This window comes from Niallia oryzisoli (assembly GCF_043641075.1).
GTDB classification, from domain to species: Bacteria; Bacillota; Bacilli; order Bacillales; family Cytobacillaceae; genus Bacillus_BD; species Bacillus_BD oryzisoli_A.
The window spans coordinates 1,736,320-1,758,502 of sequence record NZ_JBHZRC010000001.1 but is presented as its reverse complement, the minus strand read 5'-3'; the positions used below and the strand labels follow the sequence as shown (position 1 = coordinate 1,758,502).

At 39.1% G+C, this 22,183-nt stretch carries 21 protein-coding genes; 15 read left to right on the top strand and 6 right to left on the bottom strand.

The annotated features are described in order from the left end of the window. Positions 1 to 26: 26 nt before the first annotated feature. A complete protein-coding gene (locus tag ACHUFV_RS08910; protein WP_394233218.1) occupies positions 27 to 1,301 on the bottom strand; it encodes an MFS transporter in 1,275 nt (424 codons plus the stop codon). A 337-nt stretch (positions 1,302 to 1,638) separates the two neighbouring features. Here ACHUFV_RS08910 and ACHUFV_RS08905 point away from each other — a divergent pair, with 337 nt between their 5' ends. After that, positions 1,639 to 2,409, top strand: coding sequence for an adenylyltransferase/cytidyltransferase family protein (locus tag ACHUFV_RS08905; protein ID WP_394233217.1), 771 nt, complete (start codon positions 1,639 to 1,641; stop codon positions 2,407 to 2,409). A 98-nt stretch (positions 2,410 to 2,507) separates the two neighbouring features. On the opposite strand, the gene ACHUFV_RS08900 is transcribed toward ACHUFV_RS08905, so the two are convergent. Beyond that, on the bottom strand, positions 2,508 to 3,038 hold the full coding sequence (locus tag ACHUFV_RS08900) for an antibiotic biosynthesis monooxygenase family protein (protein ID WP_394233216.1): 531 nt from the start codon (positions 3,036 to 3,038) through the stop codon (positions 2,508 to 2,510). A 236-nt stretch (positions 3,039 to 3,274) separates the two neighbouring features. On the opposite strand from ACHUFV_RS08900, the gene hemE reads away from it, so the two are divergent. The 3 genes from hemE to hemY are packed head-to-tail and all read left to right on the top strand — an operon-like array spanning position 3,275 to position 6,752. Further along, positions 3,275 to 4,321 (top strand): uroporphyrinogen decarboxylase, encoded by a 1,047-nt coding sequence (hemE, locus tag ACHUFV_RS08895; RefSeq protein WP_394233215.1) that lies wholly within the window; start codon positions 3,275 to 3,277, stop codon positions 4,319 to 4,321. Between the two features lie 27 nt (positions 4,322 to 4,348). Continuing rightward, a complete protein-coding gene (gene hemH / locus ACHUFV_RS08890; RefSeq protein WP_394233214.1) occupies positions 4,349 to 5,284 on the top strand; it encodes a ferrochelatase in 936 nt (311 codons plus the stop codon). A 28-nt stretch (positions 5,285 to 5,312) separates the two neighbouring features. After that, a complete protein-coding gene (gene hemY, locus ACHUFV_RS08885; protein ID WP_394233213.1) occupies positions 5,313 to 6,752 on the top strand; it encodes a protoporphyrinogen oxidase in 1,440 nt (479 codons plus the stop codon). Positions 6,753 to 6,909: 157 nt separating this feature from the next. Here hemY and yhfH read toward each other — a convergent pair whose 3' ends face one another. Next, on the bottom strand, positions 6,910 to 7,044 hold the full coding sequence (gene yhfH, locus ACHUFV_RS08880) for a protein YhfH (protein WP_394233212.1): 135 nt from the start codon (positions 7,042 to 7,044) through the stop codon (positions 6,910 to 6,912). Between the two features lie 187 nt (positions 7,045 to 7,231). On the opposite strand from yhfH, the gene ACHUFV_RS08875 reads away from it, so the two are divergent. The 4 genes from ACHUFV_RS08875 (at position 7,232) to ACHUFV_RS08860 (ending at position 10,490) form a co-directional block, all read left to right on the top strand. Then, positions 7,232 to 7,966, top strand: a complete 735-nt coding sequence (locus tag ACHUFV_RS08875) for an MBL fold metallo-hydrolase (RefSeq protein ID WP_394233211.1) — start codon at positions 7,232 to 7,234, stop codon at positions 7,964 to 7,966. A 37-nt stretch (positions 7,967 to 8,003) separates the two neighbouring features. Further along, positions 8,004 to 8,684, top strand: a complete 681-nt coding sequence (locus ACHUFV_RS08870) for a metal-dependent hydrolase (RefSeq protein WP_394233210.1) — start codon at positions 8,004 to 8,006, stop codon at positions 8,682 to 8,684. A 118-nt stretch (positions 8,685 to 8,802) separates the two neighbouring features. Beyond that, positions 8,803 to 9,054: a hypothetical protein gene (locus tag ACHUFV_RS08865; RefSeq protein WP_394233209.1), complete on the top strand. Its 252-nt coding sequence runs from the start codon at positions 8,803 to 8,805 to the stop codon at positions 9,052 to 9,054. 116 nt (positions 9,055 to 9,170) lie between these two features. Continuing rightward, positions 9,171 to 10,490 (top strand): DRTGG domain-containing protein, encoded by a 1,320-nt coding sequence (locus ACHUFV_RS08860; protein WP_394233208.1) that lies wholly within the window; start codon positions 9,171 to 9,173, stop codon positions 10,488 to 10,490. A 49-nt stretch (positions 10,491 to 10,539) separates the two neighbouring features. Here the strand turns inward: ACHUFV_RS08860 and ACHUFV_RS08855 are convergent, their stop codons facing one another. Next, the gene (locus ACHUFV_RS08855) at positions 10,540 to 10,845 is read right to left on the bottom strand and encodes a YtpI family protein (RefSeq protein ID WP_394233207.1); all 306 of its coding nucleotides are present in this window, start codon (positions 10,843 to 10,845) and stop codon (positions 10,540 to 10,542) included. A gap of 149 nt (positions 10,846 to 10,994) precedes the next feature. Here ACHUFV_RS08855 and ACHUFV_RS08850 point away from each other — a divergent pair, with 149 nt between their 5' ends. Next, positions 10,995 to 11,942 carry a DHH family phosphoesterase gene (locus ACHUFV_RS08850; protein ID WP_394233206.1) on the top strand — a complete coding sequence of 316 codons (948 nt, stop codon included), beginning with the start codon at positions 10,995 to 10,997 and terminating at the stop codon, positions 11,940 to 11,942. A 12-nt stretch (positions 11,943 to 11,954) separates the two neighbouring features. Here the strand turns inward: ACHUFV_RS08850 and ytrI are convergent, their stop codons facing one another. Then, a complete protein-coding gene (gene ytrI / locus ACHUFV_RS08845) occupies positions 11,955 to 12,458 on the bottom strand; it encodes a sporulation membrane protein YtrI (RefSeq protein WP_394233448.1) in 504 nt (167 codons plus the stop codon). Further along, positions 12,455 to 12,793 (bottom strand): sporulation membrane protein YtrH, encoded by a 339-nt coding sequence (ytrH, locus tag ACHUFV_RS08840; protein ID WP_394233205.1) that lies wholly within the window; start codon positions 12,791 to 12,793, stop codon positions 12,455 to 12,457. The genes ytrI and ytrH overlap by 4 nt, the downstream gene beginning before the upstream one ends. A gap of 743 nt (positions 12,794 to 13,536) precedes the next feature. Between ytrH and dnaE the strand changes: the two genes are divergently transcribed. From dnaE to pfkA, 6 genes are all read left to right on the top strand, one after another. Then, positions 13,537 to 16,896, top strand: coding sequence for a DNA polymerase III subunit alpha (gene dnaE / locus ACHUFV_RS08835; RefSeq protein WP_394233204.1), 3,360 nt, complete (start codon positions 13,537 to 13,539; stop codon positions 16,894 to 16,896). Positions 16,897 to 17,066: 170 nt separating this feature from the next. Beyond that, a complete protein-coding gene (gene ystJ, locus ACHUFV_RS08830; protein WP_394233203.1) occupies positions 17,067 to 18,305 on the top strand; it encodes an NADP-dependent malic enzyme in 1,239 nt (412 codons plus the stop codon). Between the two features lie 9 nt (positions 18,306 to 18,314). After that, positions 18,315 to 18,935, top strand: coding sequence for a FadR/GntR family transcriptional regulator (locus ACHUFV_RS08825; RefSeq protein WP_394233202.1), 621 nt, complete (start codon positions 18,315 to 18,317; stop codon positions 18,933 to 18,935). 147 nt (positions 18,936 to 19,082) lie between these two features. Next, a complete protein-coding gene (accD, locus tag ACHUFV_RS08820) occupies positions 19,083 to 19,949 on the top strand; it encodes an acetyl-CoA carboxylase, carboxyltransferase subunit beta (RefSeq protein ID WP_394233201.1) in 867 nt (288 codons plus the stop codon). Next, positions 19,943 to 20,920, top strand: a complete 978-nt coding sequence (accA, locus tag ACHUFV_RS08815; protein WP_394233200.1) for an acetyl-CoA carboxylase carboxyl transferase subunit alpha — start codon at positions 19,943 to 19,945, stop codon at positions 20,918 to 20,920. The genes accD and accA overlap by 7 nt, the downstream gene beginning before the upstream one ends. Positions 20,921 to 21,218: 298 nt before the next feature. Further along, positions 21,219 to 22,178, top strand: a complete 960-nt coding sequence (gene pfkA / locus ACHUFV_RS08810) for a 6-phosphofructokinase (protein ID WP_394233199.1) — start codon at positions 21,219 to 21,221, stop codon at positions 22,176 to 22,178. The last annotated feature ends 5 nt before the right edge of the window (positions 22,179 to 22,183 follow it).

Below are 22,183 nucleotides of genomic sequence, written 5' to 3'. Positions count from 1 at the left end.
TATGAAAAGCATGTTTTTTGTATCAATTATTTCATTGATTCAACCAGCACAGGTGTAATAGATTTCTCATTTTTCGTAAATGCAGTTTTGCGTTTACGAGTTAATATTAGGATCATAGCACTGATGAAGTATAACGCTACAACGATTAATACGCCTGAGTTAAAACCAGAGCGAATATGGTCTCCTGCTAATGTAATTAAATAACCTGTTATGTATGGCCCAATAACCCCTGCCATACTCGTAAAGGATAATGAAATACCTGAAATACTGCCGATTAAGTTTTTCGGTACGATTAATGTTTTAATTGTTGTACCAAGCGGCAGCAGACATGTATTCATAATTAGGCCTATCCCGAGGGAAACAACTGATAAAATGGGGGTTTCAACGACTGTTGTTACACCGAATGCAACAGCACCTGTAATCAATACAGTAATTAACACTCTATCGTAGGACTTGATAAGACATTTATTTTTACGGAATAAAACGTCAGTGTATTTCCCCATAATGATGGCAAAAATGGTCCCAGCAATTCCCATGCCTGCAAACACGATACTCATGACTTGCGAGTTAAGGCCAACGATTTTTGTTAAATACGTTGGCGCCCAAGTTAGGACCCAAGTGTTAATCCACATTGATACAAATCCTACGGCCATTACGGAAAGTACATAGGGGTTCAACATAATATTAATAATATCTTTGAATGGGGCCTCTTTAGTAGAGGGGAGTGTTGCATTTGTATCTTCAATCGTTTTTTTTGGTTGGGTTTTGAGGAAACAAAATATAACAGCCCAAATTAGACTTATTATACCTAAAACAGCAAACGTATGCTGCCAGCCTACTGAGTTAATTAATAATACGAGAATCGGTGCAGCTAAATAAGTACCGAAGGTTGTCCCAGATGTCATAATTGCGTAGGCAGAACCACGTGTTTCATTTGAAAACCATTTCGCAATATGCGCGACACATAATCCATATGTACCACCTTCGAAGAAACCTAAAACAACACGTATGATGATTAATCCTATGAAGCTCTCAACAAAATAGGCACTTAATAAAGAAACTGTCCAGCCTGCTGCAATCATTATTAATAGATTTTTGGTATTATAGCGATACGTTAAAGTACCTAGTATAATGCTTCCTATCGCATAAGCGGCAAAGAAACTGCTGCCTACCAAACCAAATTGATCATAATTCAAATTCAGTTGACTCATCATCGGTCCTGCAGCTAAGCCAAGAACTGACTTATCTGCGTAATTCAAAACAGATAGTGCAAAAATCATTGCTAATACTAACCAACGCATTATAACACCCTCTTAATAGGTTTTCTAAATCCTTTTCATTCCCAATCCATTATGGTTTTTGTCAACTGCTACATATTTTTCGATATATTAAATAACTTTTCTGAAAATTATGATAGTAATATTCTATGCGATAACAACTAGTTTTACAATAAAAAAATTATCATTATTGTTATACTGCAATGCTTAATTAAATAGTGTTAAACTGTATCGTGTTAAGAATAAATAGCCGTTGATTTTATTGTTTTTATCTGGAATTTCAATAAAAATTACAATTATAATATTTCTTGGAATACTTTATGATAGTAACAACGGCTAAGAAGAAGATGGAGGAATGCACATGAAAGTGATTTATGTGAATGAAGCCAATTTATGCGATTTACAGGCAGAAGCACTTGATGTTGCTATGGCTCTGGGATACTTTGATGGCATCCATCTAGGACATCAAAAGGTTGTCGAGACCGCAAAACAGAAAGCTTTGAAACATCAGCTTTCATTGGCAGTCCTTTCCTTTTTTCCACACCCGAAAAGTGTCCTAATTCCAGGCTTTGAAGTCGCTTATCTAGAGCCGATTGAGCAAAAAATTGAAAAGCTTGAGCGATTAGGTGTCGATATATTTTATGTTGTTGAATTTACAAGGGAATTAGCGAAGATTGAGGCAGCAGATTTTATGCAGCGATATGTTGTTGGTTTGGGCGCAAAGGAAATTATTTGTGGTTTTGACTATACATATGGATCAAAAGCGAGCGGTAAGGCCGAAACGATTCAGCATCATGTTCCCTCGCATACTGGTATTACAGTAGTTGAGGAACTAAAGTGGCAAGGGCAGAAAATCAGCTCGACACTCATTCGAAAGTATTTGCATGAATGTCGATTACAAGAAATTCGAAATTTGCTAGGTGACTATTATAAAACAAAGTATTGCTGTAAAAATGGTATTTTACCTAACTACTCGCTCCCGGATATCGGTAAATACAAAATTATTATAGAAAGGGATGGTGCTATTTCAGAGGCCATCGCAATGGTGAAGTCAAAAAAGAAAGTTCTTTTGGAATATGACCAACCGACTTTTGATAGTGTTTTGACAATTAAATGGCTGGAGAAAATATAAAGTATATATTAATGAACATAGTAGGAAACATTTTTTATGAATGTTTTAAAACCTTGATGGACTATATGCCATTCAAGGTTTTTTGTTTTTTATTCTCTTTAATCGGCATGACCATAAATCTCATCAGCTTTAACAATCGTATATCTCTTAAGAAATGATGGACGAGGAAAGACCTTGGGCAATGCTTTTGCCTCTATTCCTGCATCGGTTTTTGTATAGGCTTCTTCAAACGATTTTGCAGGCTTCCAATTTTTATACGATAATTCATGTTTCCAGATAGTAATAATTAGATACGTATCAGAGGATAGAGGGCGCAGGACGCGGATTGCCATTAAATCATGCTCTTTTTCTAATAAACTCGCCTGGTTTTTGAAATGATATTCAAATAACGGCCGTCCTTCATCTGAAACAGGTATATGATGAAAAGCAGAGAAACCTGTTTCTGGAAATTTCCCATGACTAGCGATTACTTCATATTTGCGCGGCGTCTTAAAAAAAGAATCTCCCTCTGATTGATGAATCAGAATGAATTGATCCTCATTCTGCATTAAAACAAGCCCTTCATCCTGATGCTTCTCTATCAGCTTCATTAAAAAGGACTGAGTTCCGCCTGTTATATAAAACTTCAATATATTCACCTCTAGAGTTTACTTTTGTATTATTATATCTAAAAATGATTAGAAAGTTCTAATTCTGCTATCTTCATGAAAAACGTCAATTTTTTGACAATAAATAAGGTAAACTATACAACGATAGGTGAAAAAGGTATGATTGAAATTGTCATATAAATGTGCTTATGTTATTCGTAATAGTTTATTTTGTATATTACACTAATAAATAGGAATGACTGAAAGGGGATTTTATAATGGAGAAACAGATAAACGATACGTTTCTAAGAGCAGCACGGGGAGAAAAAACAGATTATGTACCCGTTTGGTATATGAGACAAGCTGGACGGTCTCAGCCTGAGTATAGAGAAATTAAACAAAAATATTCATTATTTGAAATTACGCATCAGCCAGAATTATGTGCCTATGTGACAAGGCTGCCTGTTGAACAGTATGGGGTTGATGCTGCAATCCTTTATAAAGATATTATGACACCGCTGCCAGCCATTGGGGTTGATGTCGAAATCAAATCAGGTATCGGTCCGGTCATTTCCAACCCAATCACATCTTTAGCAGATGTAGAAAAATTAGGTGAGATTCACCCTGAAACGGATGTTCCTTATGTTCTCGACACAATTAAAATGCTTACACGGGAACAATTATCGGTTCCGTTAATTGGATTTTCAGGTGCGCCTTTTACTCTTGCTAGTTATATGATTGAAGGCGGTCCTTCGAAAAATTATACAAAAACAAAAGCATTTATGTATGCGGAACCAAAAGCATGGTTTGCCCTTATGGATAAATTAGGAGAAGTGACGATTACATATGTGAAATCACAAATTAAAGCAGGAGTTAAGGCTGTGCAAATATTTGATTCATGGGTCGGGGCCTTAAATGTCGAGGATTATCGTTATTATATTAAACCGGTCATGAGTCGGATTTTCTCTGCTTTAAGTGAAGAAAATGTGCCTCTTATTATGTTTGGGGTGGGAGCAAGTCATTTAGCTCTTGAATGGAATGACCTTCCGCTTAACGTAGTCGGATTGGACTGGCGTCTACCAATTCGGGAAGCTAGACAATTAGGGGTAAACAAAACGATTCAAGGAAATTTAGATCCGGCGTTGTTAATGGCTCCATGGGAGGTTATTGAAGAAAAGGCAAAAGCTATTCTTGATCAAGGAATGGAGAAGCCAGGCTATATCTTTAACCTTGGACACGGTGTTTTCCCACAGGTAAACCCTGAAACCTTGAAAAAACTGACAGCATTTATTCATGAATACTCTGCACAAAAATTGTCTAAATAAACGGGCATTGAAGGGATGGATTACTAGATGAGAAGAAAAATGGGCCTGCTTGTTATGGCCTATGGAACACCGTATAAAGAATCCGACATAGAGCGTTATTATACACATATTAGAAGAGGACGAAAGCCATCTCCGGAAATGCTGGAGGACCTTACGCGCCGTTATGAAGCTATTGGAGGTCTCTCACCCTTAGCAAGGATAACGCAGGAACAGGGAAAAAAGCTTGAGGAACATTTAAATAACAGTCAAGATGAAATTGAGTTTACATTGTATTTGGGACTTAAGCATATTGAGCCTTTTATCGAGGATGCTGTTAGACAGATGCATGAGGATGGGATAGAGGAAGCTGTTACCCTTGTACTTGCACCGCATTTTTCAACCTTCAGCATTCAATCCTATAACGGGAGAGTCCTTCAGGAATCAGAAAAAATAGGCGGGCCTAAATTTGTTAGTATTGATAGCTGGTATGACGAACCGAAGTTTATTCAATACTGGGCAGATAAAGTGAAGGCAATCTTCCAGCAGATGCCAGATGAAGAAAGAAACCATTCTGTCTTAATTGTGTCCGCGCACAGCCTGCCGGAAAAAATTAAGCAGCTGGGTGATCCGTACCCTGAACAACTCAAAGAAAGTGCTGACTTAATTGCAAAGCATGCTTGCGTGACTGAGTATGAAATTGGGTGGCAAAGTGCGGGTAACACTCCAGACCCATGGCTGGGACCGGATGTCCAAGATTTAACAAGGGAATTATACGAAGAAAAGGGCTATAAAGCGTTTGTCTATGCTCCAGTAGGGTTTGTATCAGATCATTTAGAAGTCTTATATGACAATGACTATGAATGTAAAGTGGTTTGCGACAAGCTTGGTGCTGCTTATTATCGTCCGGAAATGCCGAATGTACAGCCGGAGTTTATTGAAGCACTTACAGCTGTTGTGCTGAAGCGAGTGGCAAGTACCAAATGATATTTTATTAAAAAGAAGGCGATGAAGGATGTCAGATTGTAAAAAACAGATTGTAATCATTGGTGGAGGAATTACAGGTTTAACTGCTGCTTATTATTTACAAAAAGAGGTGCGGGAAAACCATTTACCATATACTGTCAAACTGATTGAAGCGTCGCATCGCCTTGGCGGCCAAATGCAGACTTACCAGAAAGATGGATACTTGATTGAAAGAGGACCTGATTCTTTTTTAGAAACAAAGGAAAAAGCGATTCGACTTGCAGCTGAAGTAGGAATGGAGGATCGGTTGGTCCATAATATTCCGGGAACCACATTTATTTTAGTGAATGATCAGCTGCACACAATTCCTGGCGGTGCGGTTATGGGCATCCCAACTGAGGTGGGACCTTTTATGACAACCAGGTTATTTTCCATTCCTGGAAAGGCACGGGCCGCAGCCGATTTAATCCTGCCTCGTTCACATGCAGAGAATGACCAGTCGTTAGGAGGCTTCTTTCGCCGCAGGTTGGGAGATGAGGTTGTTGAGAATTTAATTGAGCCGCTCCTTTCCGGTATATATGCTGGAGATATCGATAAGATGAGTCTAATGTCGCTTTTTCCTCATTTTTATCACGTTGAGAAAAAGTATAGAAGCTTGATACTGGGAATGAAAAAAGGTTCTCCCCCAAGACCAAAGGAATCACCAAATAAGAAGGGAGCCTTTTTGGCGTTTGAGACAGGTGTACAGTCGTTTGCTGAAGCCATAGCAGCCAAGCTTGAACCGGATTCATATAAGCTGGGCTTCAGGGTGGAGAGGGTCAGAAAAAATCGCAGCAGCTACGAAATTGAACTAAATGGCGGGGAAGTGCTGGTAGCAGACAGTATTATTATGGCTGTCCCGCATCAAACGGTTTATCATATTTTTCCAGAATATGAGTTTTTTCAGGATTTTAAAGATGTTCCTTCTACATCTGTTGCGACAATTGCCCTGGGATTCCCAAAGGAAGCTGTCCAAAAGGATATTGACGGCACAGGATTTCTTATTTCACGAAATAGTGACAATACCATCACTTCTTGTACTTGGCTACACAAAAAATGGCCGCATACGACACCGGATGGAAAAGTGCTGCTCCGTTGTTTTGTGGGAAGGTCGGGTGGCGAAGCAATAGTGGACCTATCAGATGATCAAATTGTTGCGAATGTTATGTCGGATTTGTCTAAAACCATTTCACTATCGCAGGATCCTGAGCTTTCTGTGGTCTCCCGCTGGCCGCATGCTATGCCGCAGTACACTGTCGGTCATCAGGAAAGAATCGCCAAAGTGACAAAAGGATTGAAGGAAGAACTTCCCGGTATTTTTCTCGCTGGAAGCTCCTACAATGGGGTAGGACTTCCCGATTGTATAAAACAAGGGGAAGAAGCTGTTTCTAACGTATTGAAGTATATTCAAGAAATCAAGTCACGAGAAGAAGTACAAGTATCAATCTAAGCATGTGCATCGTTCCAAAATAAAGAGAAGCTGCTAACGCGCAGCTTCTCTTTATTTTGGATAAACAAAAAAGCCAAATTTCTTTGGCTTGTATTGTATAACAGTTACAGAACATAGTAGTCTATTAAACTATAGAGAGCAAAGTAGATGGTCTAGTTTATAAATCGTGAAGGCCCATGCAATGGTCACATTTGTTGCCGTAGCAATCTGCCTGCTCCTCCATTTCTTTACCGCATTCAACGCATTTTTTAGCTGGTAGATTTCTGAAAAATTCAATGATATTCTTTACCATGATGTCCCCTCCAATTCGTTTTTCTGAATCAATTTCGTGTCTTCATTGTAATATAACAGAGTGATATTTGTCAATCTCTGTTTTAAAACAACTTTATTAATATGAAAATATTAATAAATATCTAATAATTTAAATACATAATTCAAATAATAGAAAATAGTAATAACAGAGAGAGGATTGAGGTATTATGGAGATCATTGTAATAGGCCCATGGGGTGGATACCCGAAAGTAAATGAAGCAAGTGCAGGTTATCTGTTGGTGCATGAAGGTTTTCATGTCTTGATTGATTGTGGAAGCGGGGTACTATCAAAGCTGCAGAACATCGTTGAGCCGGAAGTTCTTAATGCTGCGGTGATTTCACACTATCATCCTGATCATAATGCAGATATCGGAGTGTTGCAGCATGCAAGGCTTATTAAGGGGTTTTTAGGTCAAACAATGGATTGCCTGCCAATTTATGCACATCCATTTAATCAGCATGAATTTTCAAAACTGACATATAAGAATATTACAAAGGGTGTTTCTTATCAGGATGATGATGTACTAGAGATTGGTCCATTTGTTGTGCGGTTTTTACGGACAAGCCATCCGGTTGAATGCTTTGCAATAAGATTCGAAGCAGGAGGGAAGGCTGTGGTCTATACAGCGGATACTGCTTTTAAAGAGGAATTGATCACATTTTCTAATCATGCAGATTTGTTGTTGTGCGAATGTAATTTCTATGGACATCAGGATGGATCGAAAGCGGGACATATGACAAGCCTTCAAGCGGGCAAATTGGCAAAAGAGGCAAATGTAAAACAGCTTGTACTAACGCATTTGCCGCATTACGGGCGACTTGAGCAGCTGCAGGAGGAAGCATCCACCATGTATCAGGGGCCAATTAAGCTTGCTCGTTTTGGGTTAAACATCAAATTATAATATAATAGAGCAAAATAATAAAAAAGGAGTTAGTGTTTTGAAAATAACTTATCATGGACATTCAGTCGTCAAAATTGAAACGAATGGCAAGACGATACTAATTGACCCTTTTATTACTGGAAATGGATTAACTGATTTAAAGGTTGAAAATGTAAAACCCGACGTTATTATCATTTCTCATGGTCATGGCGATCATGTAGGGGATACTGTTCAATTAGCCAAAGTAAACGACTCACTTGTCATTGCAAATGATGAACTATCTACCTATTTAAGCTGGCAGGGTCTTCGTGTACATGGAATGCATATTGGAGGTTCCTATCAGTTTGATTTTGGCAGGGTTAAGCTGACGCAGGCGTTCCATGGAACGGGTCTGCAAACGGGTGATAACAATATTGTCTATTGCGGTATGCCTGCAGGAATTTTATTTATGTCAGAAGGTAAAACTATTTATCATGCGGGGGACACCGCTCTATTTTCTGATATGAAACTAATTGGAGAACGTCATCCGATTGATGTTGCATTTCTACCAATTGGGGATAACTATACGATGGGGCCGGAAGATGCAGCTTACGCAGCAAAGCTTCTCGGAGCAAAAACGATTGTGCCAATGCATTATAATACATTCCCTGTTATTCGGCAGGATCCGCAGGAATTCATTAAACTGCTTGAAGATGGCAATGGTAAAATATTAAATCCTGGTGAAGGAATAGACTTATAAATAATTGTGCTTAAATCGTGTGAACACTAGCTTCGCGCGATTTTTTTGTATCTAATTTTTTTGTTTCTAATGACTACTTTTCTGTTTGTTCGCATAGATTAATAGTATTAGAAAAGGGGTGGATGATTTGAATAAAAATCGATATTTAATTTGTTTACTGGCGAGCGGGATGCTTCTATACTACGCAGTTCCCCGGTTATCCATTTCTGCAGGGGGTACAGAAGGGCTTTTTTCACTTTTCTGGCTTGCGTTAGCATTAATGGTCATCGCAGGAAATTTAACTGGTCTGTTATATACACCTAGTAAGAAAAAAAGGCAACAGCTATCCAAGTCTCAGAGAAAAAGAATCAAAGCACGATTTTACCAATAAAACAGAAAATATAAATAAATTGAAACAGAAATGCTCAATCGATTGAAACAGCTGGCTGAGACCCTTATAATAGAATATATACTAGGGTAACTGAAATTAAGTAGAGGGTGAGAGTCTTGGCTACGAAACACGAGCAAATACTTCAACACATTGATGAATTACCAATTGGTGAAAAAATATCGGTGAGGCAAATTGCCAAGGCATTAGAAGTAAGCGAAGGTACGGCGTACAGAGCCATAAAAGATGCGGAGAATAAAGGTTATGTAAGTACAATTGAAAGAGTCGGTACGATTCGTATCGAAAGAAAGAAAAAGGATAATATCGAAAAGCTTACTTTTGCTGAAGTGGTTAATATTGTGGATGGTCAGGTGTTAGGTGGAAGATCAGGACTTCACAAAACATTGAATAAGTTTGTAATCGGTGCCATGCAGCTTGATGCAATGATGCGTTATATTGATGCCGGAAGTCTTTTAATCGTCGGAAACCGGGTGGACGCTCATGAACTTGCCCTAAAGGCAGGTGCAGCGGTATTAATTACAGGCGGGTTTGATACGAATGAAAATGTTAAGAAGCTGGCTGATGAATTAAATATGCCTGTTATTTCAAGCAGCTACGATTCCTTTACGACAGCTACAATGATCAATCGTGCGATTGACGATCAATTAATCAAAAAGGAAATTATTCTGGTTGAGGATATTCTAACGCCTATCCAAAAAACTTACTATTTAAAAACAACCGATACGATACAAGATTGGTATGAATTGAATCAGAAAACCGGGCATAGCCGTTTTCCTGTTGCAGATTCAAATTTAAAGGTACAAGGTATGATTACATCAAAGGATGTCATTGGTCATGACAATGAGACAATCATTGAAAAAATCATGACTAAAAATCCGATGACTGTAGGCGAGAAGACAAGTGTCGCTTCCTCTGCTCATATGATGGTTTGGGAAAGTATTGAAGTTCTTCCAGTTGTCAATGATTCGAATAAACTTGAAGGAATTATCAGCCGTCAAGACGTTTTGAAAGCATTACAGATGATTCAGCGGCAGCCGCAGGTCGGAGAAACCATCGATGATATCATTACAAACCAAATTAGTATGATGAAGGGGAAAACAAAAGGTGATGATGTATATCGCTTTGAAGTATCCCCTCAAATGACGAATCATCATGGAACCATTTCATACGGTGTTTTTACTACAATTGTTTCCGAAGCAGCTAATCGAGTATTAAGAGGCTATAAAAAGGGGGATTTGGTTGTAGAAAATATGACCATCTATTTCCTCAAGCCGGTACAATTAGACAGTATGCTTGAAATTTATCCTAAAGTACTTGAAGTCGGCCGTAAATTCGGGAAAGTGGATATTGAAGTGTTTAATGAAGGGTCATTAGTCGGAAAAGCAATGCTCACATGTCAATTGATTGACAGACATTAAGAAAGATCGTAAGAAAAGCGGCGGGGCTATTAGCTCCGTCGCTTCATTATCAAACATTCTTCGTTTCCTGCAGCTCCTGGACTGCCAGTGGCAGGAAATATTTGTATGCTTTAATACCGCCCCAAATATTGATTGCACCCATAAAAACAAAAACAGCTGCTACAAGATACGTGACAACGGTTTGAAAGAGAAATAGCTGATTGATGCCAAACAAAGCAATGAAGGACCCTAATGAAATACTTCCTTTTGCTGAAATCCACTTCTTTTCAGCTGACATTCTTGTCCTAAAATATTTTGTTTTGTAGAAAATATAAAATGCTAGTGAAATAATAATAAGCATAACTAAAATAGGCATTTTCTTCTTTCCTCCATTTATAACTTGCTATATTTATAGTAATCTATTTTAACTGAAAAATGTAAAAAAAGTGAATAATATTTCTTTTTCTTCCTGATTAAGTATGCTATTAATAAAGAAAGTATCTACTTTAAGAGAAGGAGATAATAATGAAAGAGCAAATACTTCAGATTATAAAAAAATATGATACAATTATCATTCATCGTCATGTTCGTCCTGATCCAGATGCTTATGGTTCCCAAGGTGGTCTGGCTGAGGTGTTAAAGGTATCATTTCCTGAAAAGTCTATTTTTACGGTTGGAAAAGAGGAAGAAACGCTTCAATTTTTAAGACGCCTTGATGATATACCTGATGATACATATAATGGCGCCCTTGTTATTGTTTGTGATACAGCTAATGAAGCGCGAATAGACGACAGCAGGTATAGATTAGGGGATATGCTGATTAAAATCGACCATCATCCAAATGAGGACCCCTACGGTGACCTATTATGGGTTGATACAGATGCGAGCTCTACCAGTGAATTAATTTATGAACTTTATCTTTATGGAAAAGATAAAGGTTTACACATGTCAGATGCCGCGGCCAGATTAATCTATTCTGGGATAGTCGGTGACACAGGACGCTTCTTGTATCCAAGTACAACTGAAAAAACCTTTGCCTATGCTGGAGACTTGATTCATTATCAATTTTCTCGAACTGAACTGTATGAAGGCATGTACAATTTAAAGCAAAGCATTGTAAAGCTAAATGGCTATATCCTGCAAAATTTTACTACCGGTCATAATGGGGTTGCTTACGTCAAGCTGCCAAAAGACCTTTTGGAACAATTTCAAGCGACACCGTCTGAAGCATCACTGTTAGTAAGTACACTCGGAAATATACAAGGAATAATTGCTTGGGTTTTCTTTATTGAGGAAGAAGATCAAATTCGCGTAAGATTCCGTTCGAAGGGTCCGGTAATTAATGGAATCGCTCGTAACTATAAAGGCGGAGGACATCCAAAAGCTGCCGGTGCGTCTATATACTCATGGGAACAGGCAGAGCAGGTTATCCGTGAGGTTGAAGCAATATGTGAGGAGTATGCCCGGTCTTAAGCCGGGCATTTTCTAGTCAGCGATCATGATCTCCAATTCAATTGATAGAGTAGTGTAAATCATCATCTCGCTGACTTTTATGTTATAGCGCTTGTCATTCACTTTTATGGTTTTATTTTCAATGATTTTCTTTATTAGCTCACGGCTGTTGTAGACTGTGTCAATATCCTTTGCCATCATCATTCGGATATCTTCCCGTATCTTATCCTCCATTTCAATGACACTTAGCTGGTCTAGATGGTATTTATCTTTATTGGTGACCTTTATATAAATGGACTGAACGGTAAGCTTTGCTTTATTTTCTTTGTTTATCTTTTTAAACTCCTCCTGCCAAATGGTCTTCTCATTTTTTAAGTCAGCTATTTCATCTTTTTGTGTTTGTATTTCTTTACTGTATGTTTCCTGCCACTCTCCAAAAATAAATAAAAAGATAAACCAGCTGATTACCCCACCTATCACCATGCCGGCAAAGAATTGCTGCCAGGTGGGCTTTCGATAGTAAGGAGGAATTCTCATAGAGTCGTATGTTCCTGTGTTAACCATGTTATAAACAGAGAACCTGTTTGCGCTCCCCCTAAAGCAGAAAGAATTAGGAGAAATTGTTTAAATAAGTCCTTTGTTTCTCCCTCAAGAAAACCTCTTTCAAAGGTATACACAGCATCAAAGGTACCCCCAATGGCTGTGACAATCGCCCAGATTCGAATCATGCTTGAGATTCGATAGATTTCCGTTAATGGAGGCTTTCCAGTTAAAAAAGCAGCCATCCCGCCAATAAGGGATCCTCCGATTAACACCCCAAGTGCGATAAAGTAGCTTTGTAAAAATAGAGTAAAAAAGGGTTGATCCTGCATGTGATCCCATCCTTACTTAATTGTCTAGCTCCAGCGCCTAGCCCCTCGAGGTCATAAGCTTGGCTAGTTGTGGCGACTAGTGACTCGGGACATAAGCCAATCGCTTCTGAAGGCAAAGTACGCCTTCTGCCAGCGCTCGTCTTATGCCGGTCGTCACTGGGCGAGTCGCCTCCACATTTCGGTCAATCCGTCAAGAAGGTTAAAGAACAACCTTCATGCCGGCGTGTCTTATGCTATGCCTGAGGCTGAACAGGCGCTGCCGCTTTTCTAATTTTATTCATTTATATTAAACATATGGACAAGGATTGATAATTATGTTTCTTCCTCGCGTGAAAAAGGAGAACGTACTTTCTTTTTACAAGGAAAACTCTATGATAAAATGTAAGGATAATATGAACGCAGCTTACTCTAATTATCAAAATAGTAATTGGTTAAAAAATAAGATGTGTTAAAGTACAATCTTGATTTTGGGCACTTGCTGATTGCAGTGGAAGGCACGCAGACTCCTCGAAAATTCTATCGAATTTTCTCGTGCATGGGCGGATTCAAGGAAGTAATTTAATGTCCTGCGGGAGAAGCGAGACAGTCGAGACCCCGCAGACACGAGGTGTCGAGGAGGCTCGGCGGTCGCCCTAAGGTGCGCGAAGTGCCTGGAACGGAAGTCAACATCCAAGTTTATCAGAGACAAAAAATATAGAAAAATAGTCTTTTCTACATGAGACTTTAAAAGGAAGTGAATGTACGTGTCTTTTATTCACCTTCATGTGTATAGTGCCTTTAGTTTGTTAACGAGCACAGCATCAGTTGAACAGCTGGTGCTGGATGCAAAGAAAAAAGGATATAGTGCACTGGCGTTAACGGATCGTAACGTCATGTACGGTGCTGTTAGTTTTTATAAACAATGTATGAAACATTCAATTAAGCCAATAATTGGACTATGTGCCGATGTTCTTAGTGAAGAGCAGGAAGGAGCTGCTTTTCCGCTTGTTCTACTGGCTAAGAATCAAATTGGCTTTCAAAATCTGTTAAAAATAACGAGCAGTATTCAAACTAAATCGACGTCAGGGATTCCTGTAAAATGGTTGAAGCACTATTCTGAAGGTTTATTTGCCTTAACACCTGGAGCAGATGGGGAGGTCGAGAAGGCATTATTGCAAGAGGATAGCGCCAAAGCAGAAAGAATCCTGAGTTTATATAAAGGTTTATTTGGCAAATCGTTCTATATTAGTCTTCAAAATCATCAAATCCCTGGTGAAGCAAATGTTAATCAAAAACTCGTTGAGCTTGCAAACAAGCATCAAGTAATGCTTGCCGCAACCAATCAAGTATATTACTTGTATAAAGAAGATGCCTTTGCTCACGAGTGTTTGCTTGCGATTAAGAACGGGGATAAATTACAGGATGAAAATCGGGAGCGTCTAGGGAGCCAGCATTTTGATTTAAAGTCACCTGAAGAAATGACTGAGCTTTTCACAGATATCCCAGATGCATTAGAAAATACGCTGAAGATAGCGGAAGCATGTAATGTGATGATTGAGATGCATAAAACAAAGCTGCCTAAATTCCCGACTGAAGCCTCTCAGCCAGCAGAAGCCTTACTGGAGGAAATATGCTGGAAGGGTCTCCGTGAACGCTATGGCACCCCAGATGATAAAGTAATCAAACGCCTTCAATATGAATTAACCATTATTAAGAAGATGCAGTTCAGTGATTACTTTCTTATTGTTTGGGATTTTATGAGATTCGCCAGAGAAGCGGGGATCTTAACCGGTCCAGGCCGGGGATCCGCTGCAGGTTCACTGGTAGCGTACACTCTATATATTACGGATGTAGATCCGATAGAGCACCAGCTCTTATTTGAACGCTTTCTAAATCCGGAAAGAATCTCGATGCCGGATATCGATATTGATTTTCCAGATCACAGGCGTGATGAAGTCATTCAATATGTGGCAAAGAAATATGGTCAGCTCCATGTGGCACAAATTATTACATTTGGTACATTAGCAGCAAAAGCTGCACTTCGGGATGTCGGAAGGGTATTTGGGCTAAATACAAAGGAATTAGACAGACTGTCAAGAATGATACCGGGAAAAATAGGCATTACGCTTAAGGAAGCATACAACGAATCCCAGTTATTAAAAGACTTTGTAAATGAATCGGATCAGCAAAAGAGCCTTTTCGAAACAGCTCTAAAAATTGAGGGACTGCCAAGACATACATCCACGCATGCAGCGGGAGTTGTCATCAGTGAACAGCCGCTTGTAGATGTTATTCCTATTCAGCAGGGGCATGAGGAAATTTATTTAACGCAGTATTCAATGGAGCATCTAGAGGAGCTTGGGCTTTTGAAAATTGACTTCCTTGGGTTAAGAAATCTTTCCTTAATTGAGTCTATTTTGAAGTCTATCTATCGTAAGACAGGTATAAAATTAAATATTAAAAACATCCCGATGGATGATCCGAAAACCTATCAATTAATTAGCAAAGGCTTTACAACTGGTGTATTTCAATTGGAATCAGAAGGAATGCGAAATGTATTAACAAGACTGAAACCTAATCGATTCGAGGATATTGTGGCGGTAAATGCGCTTTATCGTCCTGGTCCAATGGAAAATATTCCACATTTCATTGATCGAAAACACGGGCTTGAAAAGGTAGTATATCCTCACCCAGATTTAGAGGCCATTCTCGAGAATACGTACGGTGTCATTGTCTACCAGGAACAAATCATGCAGATTGCTGCTAAGCTGGCAGGATTCTCACTTGGTGAAGCAGATCTTTTACGAAGAGCGGTAAGTAAAAAGCAAAAGGCTGTGCTTGATCGGGAAAGAGCACATTTTATTGAGGGAGCCGAGCGAAAGGGCTATCAACGAAAAACAGCAAATGAAATTTATGATTTAATCGTCAGGTTTGCTAACTATGGTTTTAATAGAAGTCATGCTGTTGCATACAGCTTTATTGCCTATCAGCTGGCATTCCTGAAGGCCCATTATCCGATTCATTTTATGGCTTCCATATTGACGTCAGTCACAGGCAATGAGGTGAAAATTTCCCAATATTTAAGAGAAATGAAGATAATGAATATTCCTCTTCTCCCACCTTCTGTAAATAGAAGCGGCTATTCTTTCAACGCTGAAAAAAATGGAATTCGTTATAGTCTTGGTGCTGTAAAAGGAGTTGGGATTGCAGCATTGACTGAAATCATGCGGGCCCGAAAAGAAAAGGGATTTGTAGACCTGTTTGACCTATGTATTAGGGCTTCATCAAAAGTTGTCAATCGTAAAACGTTAGAAGCGCTTGTGTATTCAGGGAGCCTGGATGAGTTTGGTGAGGATCGTGCGGTGCTACTAGCCAGCTTAGATGTTGCATTGGACCATGCGCAGCTAGTAAAGCCAAATGAGGGGCAGCAGGGTGATTTATTTTCCCATATTGAATTAACAATAAGACCTAAGTACATGGATGTCGAACCAATGCGTGAAGAGGATAAGCTGCGAATGGAAAAAGAGGTGCTTGGCTTCTATTTATCCAATCATCCTGTATCAGTATACGAGAAGTATGTTTCAGCACTAAAGGTGCATGCGTTATTTGATCCATTTCCTCCAAACTCGTATCGGAAAGCTATTGTCTATATTGGAGAAATTAAAAAAATTCGGACTAAAAAAGGCGAACAAATGGCCTTTTTAACGATAAGTGACTCTAGTGGAGAGATGGAGGCTGTTGTCTTTCCTAATGTGTTTAAGCGAATTTCTCCTATTTTGCAGCAAGGAAATATTCTTGTTATAGAAGGTAAAGAAGAAGAACGGCAAGGGAAAACACAGTTCATGATTAAGGCAGGACAAGAGATTGCTGCAGCAATTGAGCCTATTAAAAATCATCACTCAACGGTGTTTATAAAAATCACAAAAGAACTTGAAACAGTTGAGCAGCTGCAAATGTTAAAGGGAGTATTGAAAAGATATCCGGGAACTATCAGTGTGATTATCTATTATGAAAGCACACAAAAAACCATTCGATTGGAAGAGCCATTGTTTATTAATGCAACCTCAGCTTGTCTAGAAGAATTAAAAAAAATGGTTGGCAATGAAAACGTATTTTTGAAGTAACAAGTTTGATACTCCTTTACAAGTCATAAGGATATGTTATATTGTAAAAAAGAAACTGGTCTGACCAGTGAAAAGTAACTTACTTATTAATAGTGGATGTACGATTATGACCAGAAATAAAAAAGTGGCTTGTTTCATTGAGATCTGAATTGGACTGAGGAGTGGGAAAGGTGACGTTAAGAGAAGAAGCTTTGCATATGCATCGAGTAAACAAAGGTAAGCTGGAATCAAAATCGAAGGTAGAGGTTTTAAATGCAAAGGATCTAAGTTTAGCATACTCTCCTGGGGTAGCGGAACCATGTAAAGAAATCTATGATAAGCCAGAAACGGTTTATGAGTATACGATGAAAGGGAATATGGTTGCCGTTGTCACCGATGGGACAGCAGTACTGGGACTCGGGAATATTGGACCTTCAGCAGCGCTTCCTGTTATGGAGGGGAAGGCTGTTTTATTTAAAAGCTTCGCTGGTGTCGATGCTTTCCCAATTTGCTTAAATACGACAGATGTTGAAAAGATAATCGAAACAGTTAAACTATTAGAGCCAAATTTTGGTGGAGTTAATTTAGAAGATATTGCAGCTCCTAATTGTTTTGTGATTGAAGAGAGACTTAAAAAAGAAACAAATATTCCAGTTTTTCATGATGATCAGCATGGAACAGCCATTGTTACAGCGGCAGGATTGTTAAATGCCTTGAAGCTTGTCAATAAAAAGATAACAGAGATAAAGGTAATCGCAAATGGTGCAGGTGCGGCAGGAATTGCCATTATAAAGCTTCTGCATAGCTTTGGTGTTCGAGACATCATCATGTGTGACACAAAGGGAGCTATTTATGAAGGGCGACCGGTAGGAATGAATGCAGTAAAAACAGAAGTAGCTAAGTTTACCAACAGAGATAATCAGTCTGGAAGTCTGCAGGATGTTATTGCGGGTGCTGATGTGTTTATTGGTGTATCAGCACAGGATGCTCTTTCTGGGGAAATGGTGAAAACGATGAATCGTGATCCTATCATTTTTGCTATGGCTAATCCGAATCCAGAAATTCAGCCTGATGCAGCCAAAGCTGCAGGAGCTGCAGTAGTTGGAACGGGGAGATCTGATTTCCCTAACCAGGTGAACAATGTTCTTGCCTTTCCTGGCATTTTCCGAGGTGCACTCGACGTTCGAGCTACACATATCAATGAAAAGATGAAAGTAGCAGCTGTTCATGCTATAGCTGAACTCATAGATGAAGATGATCTGCATGCGGATTATGTGATACCGGCACCGTTTGATCCACGGGTTGCTCCAGCTGTTGCTGCAGCAGTCGCGAAAGCAGCAATGGAAACAGGTGTAGCCAGATTGCAAGTGGATCCAGAGGATATAAAAGAAAAAACCCGTAAGCTTGCCTTAATAGGAAAAAGTGAGTGATGTCAAAACGTGAAATCATCTGAAGCAGTTCCTAAGGTCTATTTAGAAATTGTAAAACAACTTAGAAGCATGATTACAGAAGATCAACTTAAGCCCGGTGACAAACTGCCATCTGAACGTGAACTGACTGAGCGTCTAAATGTTGGACGCTCTTCTGTTCGTGAAGCGTTAAGAGCGTTAGAACTCCTAGGGTTAATCGAAACAAGAAGAGGAGAGGGGACATTTATTCGTGACTTTAAAGGTCATCAATTGATTCCTCTCTTGAGTACCTTTATTTTGCAGGATGAAAATTCAAAACGTGATGTAAAGGAAACAAAGTATCTGATTGAAAAGAACTGTTTATCGCTTATTTTGAAGCGAGCTGATTTGGACTCATTTCTTTCTGACAATAAATGGACTGAGGATCCAATTAATGATGATGAATTCTTTTTGAAAATCATTCAATTAGCTGATAATCATTTACTCGTTAGAATTTGGGTGATATTGGCGGATTACTATAACTATTTGCAATTAAACACGCAAAAGCCAGTAAAAGAGCATTATGATAGGCTGGTATCGGCCTTGTCTGAAAAAAATGAAGCTAAAACAACGGAAGCCTATCAAATCTTAAGGGGTTTGTCGAATGAATGACGACAGATTATAACAAGGTTTGTTGAGAACTTCATATATAGTAGTGTAGTAAGGACGAGATTCCATCGAGATAAATAGCACAGATAAGCGGTTTGCCGCAATAGTATAGTTAATGTTGTAGTTGTATTAAATAAGGGAGGTCTCACCTTGCTTAAAGAGATTTTTACGAAAACAAAGAAGAAATATGCAACAATTCCTTCTGAGCATACAAAGCAAGATGTTCCAGAAGGGATTATGACAAAATGTCCTAACTGTAAAAAAATCATGTATACAAAAGAGTTAATAAAAAATTTAAAGGTATGTTTGCATTGCGAATACCATCATCCAATGAATGCACATGAAAGAATTACTGCCTTTTTAGACGAGGATTCTTTTGAAGAGCTAAATGGAGAGATGACTTCATTAAATCCGCTAGATTTTCCAGGTTATATGGAAAAGCTTGAGTCCGATCGTAAAAAAACGAATGTCAATGAAGCGGTGGTTACGGGAATCGGAACAGTCAACGATTTCAAAGTAGTTGTCGCTGTTATGGATTCTACTTTTAGAATGGGAAGTATGGGTTCTGTAGTCGGTGAAAAAATTACACTTGCTGTTGAAAAAGCGGATGAGCTATCACTGCCTTTTATTATTTTCACTGCGTCTGGCGGTGCCAGAATGCAGGAGGGTGTTCTTAGTTTAATGCAAATGGCCAAAACAAGTGTTGCCTTAAAGAGGTTTAGTGATCACGGTGGATTATTTATCTCAGTGATGACCCATCCAACAACAGGAGGAGTTTCGGCTAGTTTTGCTTCTCTTGGTGACTATAATCTTGCTGAACCAGGTGCTTTGATTGGCTTTGCTGGTAAACGGGTCATTGAACAAACCATTCGGGAAGAGCTGCCTGAGGATTTTCAAACAGCAGAATTTCAGCTTAAACATGGTCAGCTGGATGCTGTCATCCATCGTTTGCAATTAAAGGACAAGTTAACAAACATCCTTGATATTCATAGCCCAAAGGAGGTGCCTGAATGGTAGCAGAATTGGAGTTTGAAAAGCCTATCCTTGAGTTAAGGAATAAAATTACCGATTTAAAGGAATTCACTGAAAACACTGATGTGGATTTAACAGCGGAAATTGAAAAGCTGGAATCACGTCTTTTAAAACTTGAGAAGGATATTTACGAGAATATCAAACCGTGGGACCGGGTTCAAATAGCACGCTATGCTAGCAGACCGACTACGCTTGATTATATTCCATTATTGTTCACAGATTTTTTTGAATGCCATGGTGACCGAACATTTGGTGATGATGAGGCAATTGTCAGCGGGATTGCCAAATTCCATGGTCTTCCGATTACGGTTATTGGGCATCAGCGGGGAAAGGATACGAAGGAAAACATTCGCCGCAATTTTGGAATGCCGCATCCCGAAGGCTATCGTAAGGCACTTCGATTAATGAAACAGGCTGAAAAGTTTAATCGCCCAATCATTTGCTTTATTGATACAAAGGGTGCATATCCAGGAAAGTCTGCAGAGGAACGCGGACAAAGTGAAGCAATTGCCCGAAATCTATTGGAGATGGCTGGATTTACTGTACCCATTATTTGTATTGTCATTGGTGAAGGCGGAAGTGGCGGTGCACTTGCCTTAGGAGTTGGAAACCATTTACACATGCTTGAAAACTCAACATATTCGGTTATCTCTCCGGAAGGTGCTGCTTCGATTTTATGGAAGGATTCAGCTCTTGCTAAACAGGCTGCTGAATCAATGAAGATAACAGCGCCTGATTTGAAGGAACTAGACATCATTGATTGTGTTATTCCAGAGGTAAAAGGCGGTGCTCATAAGGATGTGAAGGAGCAGGCGTCCTATATTGAAAAGGTGCTCCTGGATTCCCTTAAGGAGCTTAAGAAAATGGATAAGCAGCAATTAGTTGAGCATCGTTATAATAAGTTTAAACGAATTGGTGAAATTTCGTTTTTAAAAGACTATATCGGGGTAAATTAAAAACGTACTGTATAAGTACGTTTTTTTATTATTTGGTTCTAACTCAGCATTATGCGATAACACATCCTCTCCTTAGGATATCAAACAGAAGATGTTGTTTAACCGCTTTCACTTTAATGACAATTCCGCCTATTTTGGTGAATGCATAGATTCTGTTGAGATATAGGATTCTTCATGCTATTTTAGTACTGTCCGATTTTTTTTTATTAAATAAATGGTATTCGTCGAAATTTTTTTAATTAAATGTTCTATCTATTTTGATAACTTCTTGATAAAGTATTGGTAGGAGGTAAAACACATGAAAAGAATTGGTGTATTGACAAGCGGTGGAGATGCTCCAGGTATGAACGCTGCTGTTAGAGCGGTGGTTCGTAAAGCAATTTACCATGAAGTAGAGGTATATGGAGTCATTGGTGGTTATGCAGGGTTAATCAATGGTAATATACAAAAGTTAGAATTGGGTTCAGTTGGTGATATTATTCACCGTGGAGGTACTGTTCTTTTATCAGCAAGATGTGATGAATTTAAGACAAGAGAGGGACAGCTAAAGGGTGTTGAGCAATTAAAGAAATTTGGAATTGAGGGCTTAGTAGTTATTGGCGGCGACGGCTCTTATAGAGGGGCACAGGCTTTGACTTCCCACGGTTTTCCATGTGTAGGTGTACCTGGAACAATTGATAATGATATTGCTGGCACACAGTATACGATTGGTTTTGATACTGCCTTAAACACTGTCATTGATGCAATAGACAAAATTAGGGATACAGCTACATCACATGAACGGACTTTCGTTATTGAGGTAATGGGCCGCAATGCAGGTGATATTGCTCTTTGGGCGGGTCTAGCAGGTGGAGCGGAAACCATTCTAATACCTGAGGATCATTATGATATGAACGAAGTTTGCGAACGGCTTAAAAAAAGCAAGGAACGTGGAAAGAAACATAGTATCATCGTTGTGGCTGAAGGTGTGATTAGTGGAGTCGAGTTTGGTAAAAAAATAAAAGAGATGACTGATTTTGATACTCGTGTCTCTGTGCTGGGTCATATGCAGCGCGGTGGATCTCCATCAGCATTTGACCGTGTGTTAGCGAGCCGTCTTGGTGCACGTGCAGTAGAATTAATACTGGAGGGTAAAGGTGGCAGAGCTGTAGGAATTCGAAATAATCGCGTAATCGACCATGATATTACTGAAATTCTGGAAGAAGCTCATTCACTGGATTTTAACCTATTGAAGTTGTCAAAGGAACTATCTATTTAAAAGCT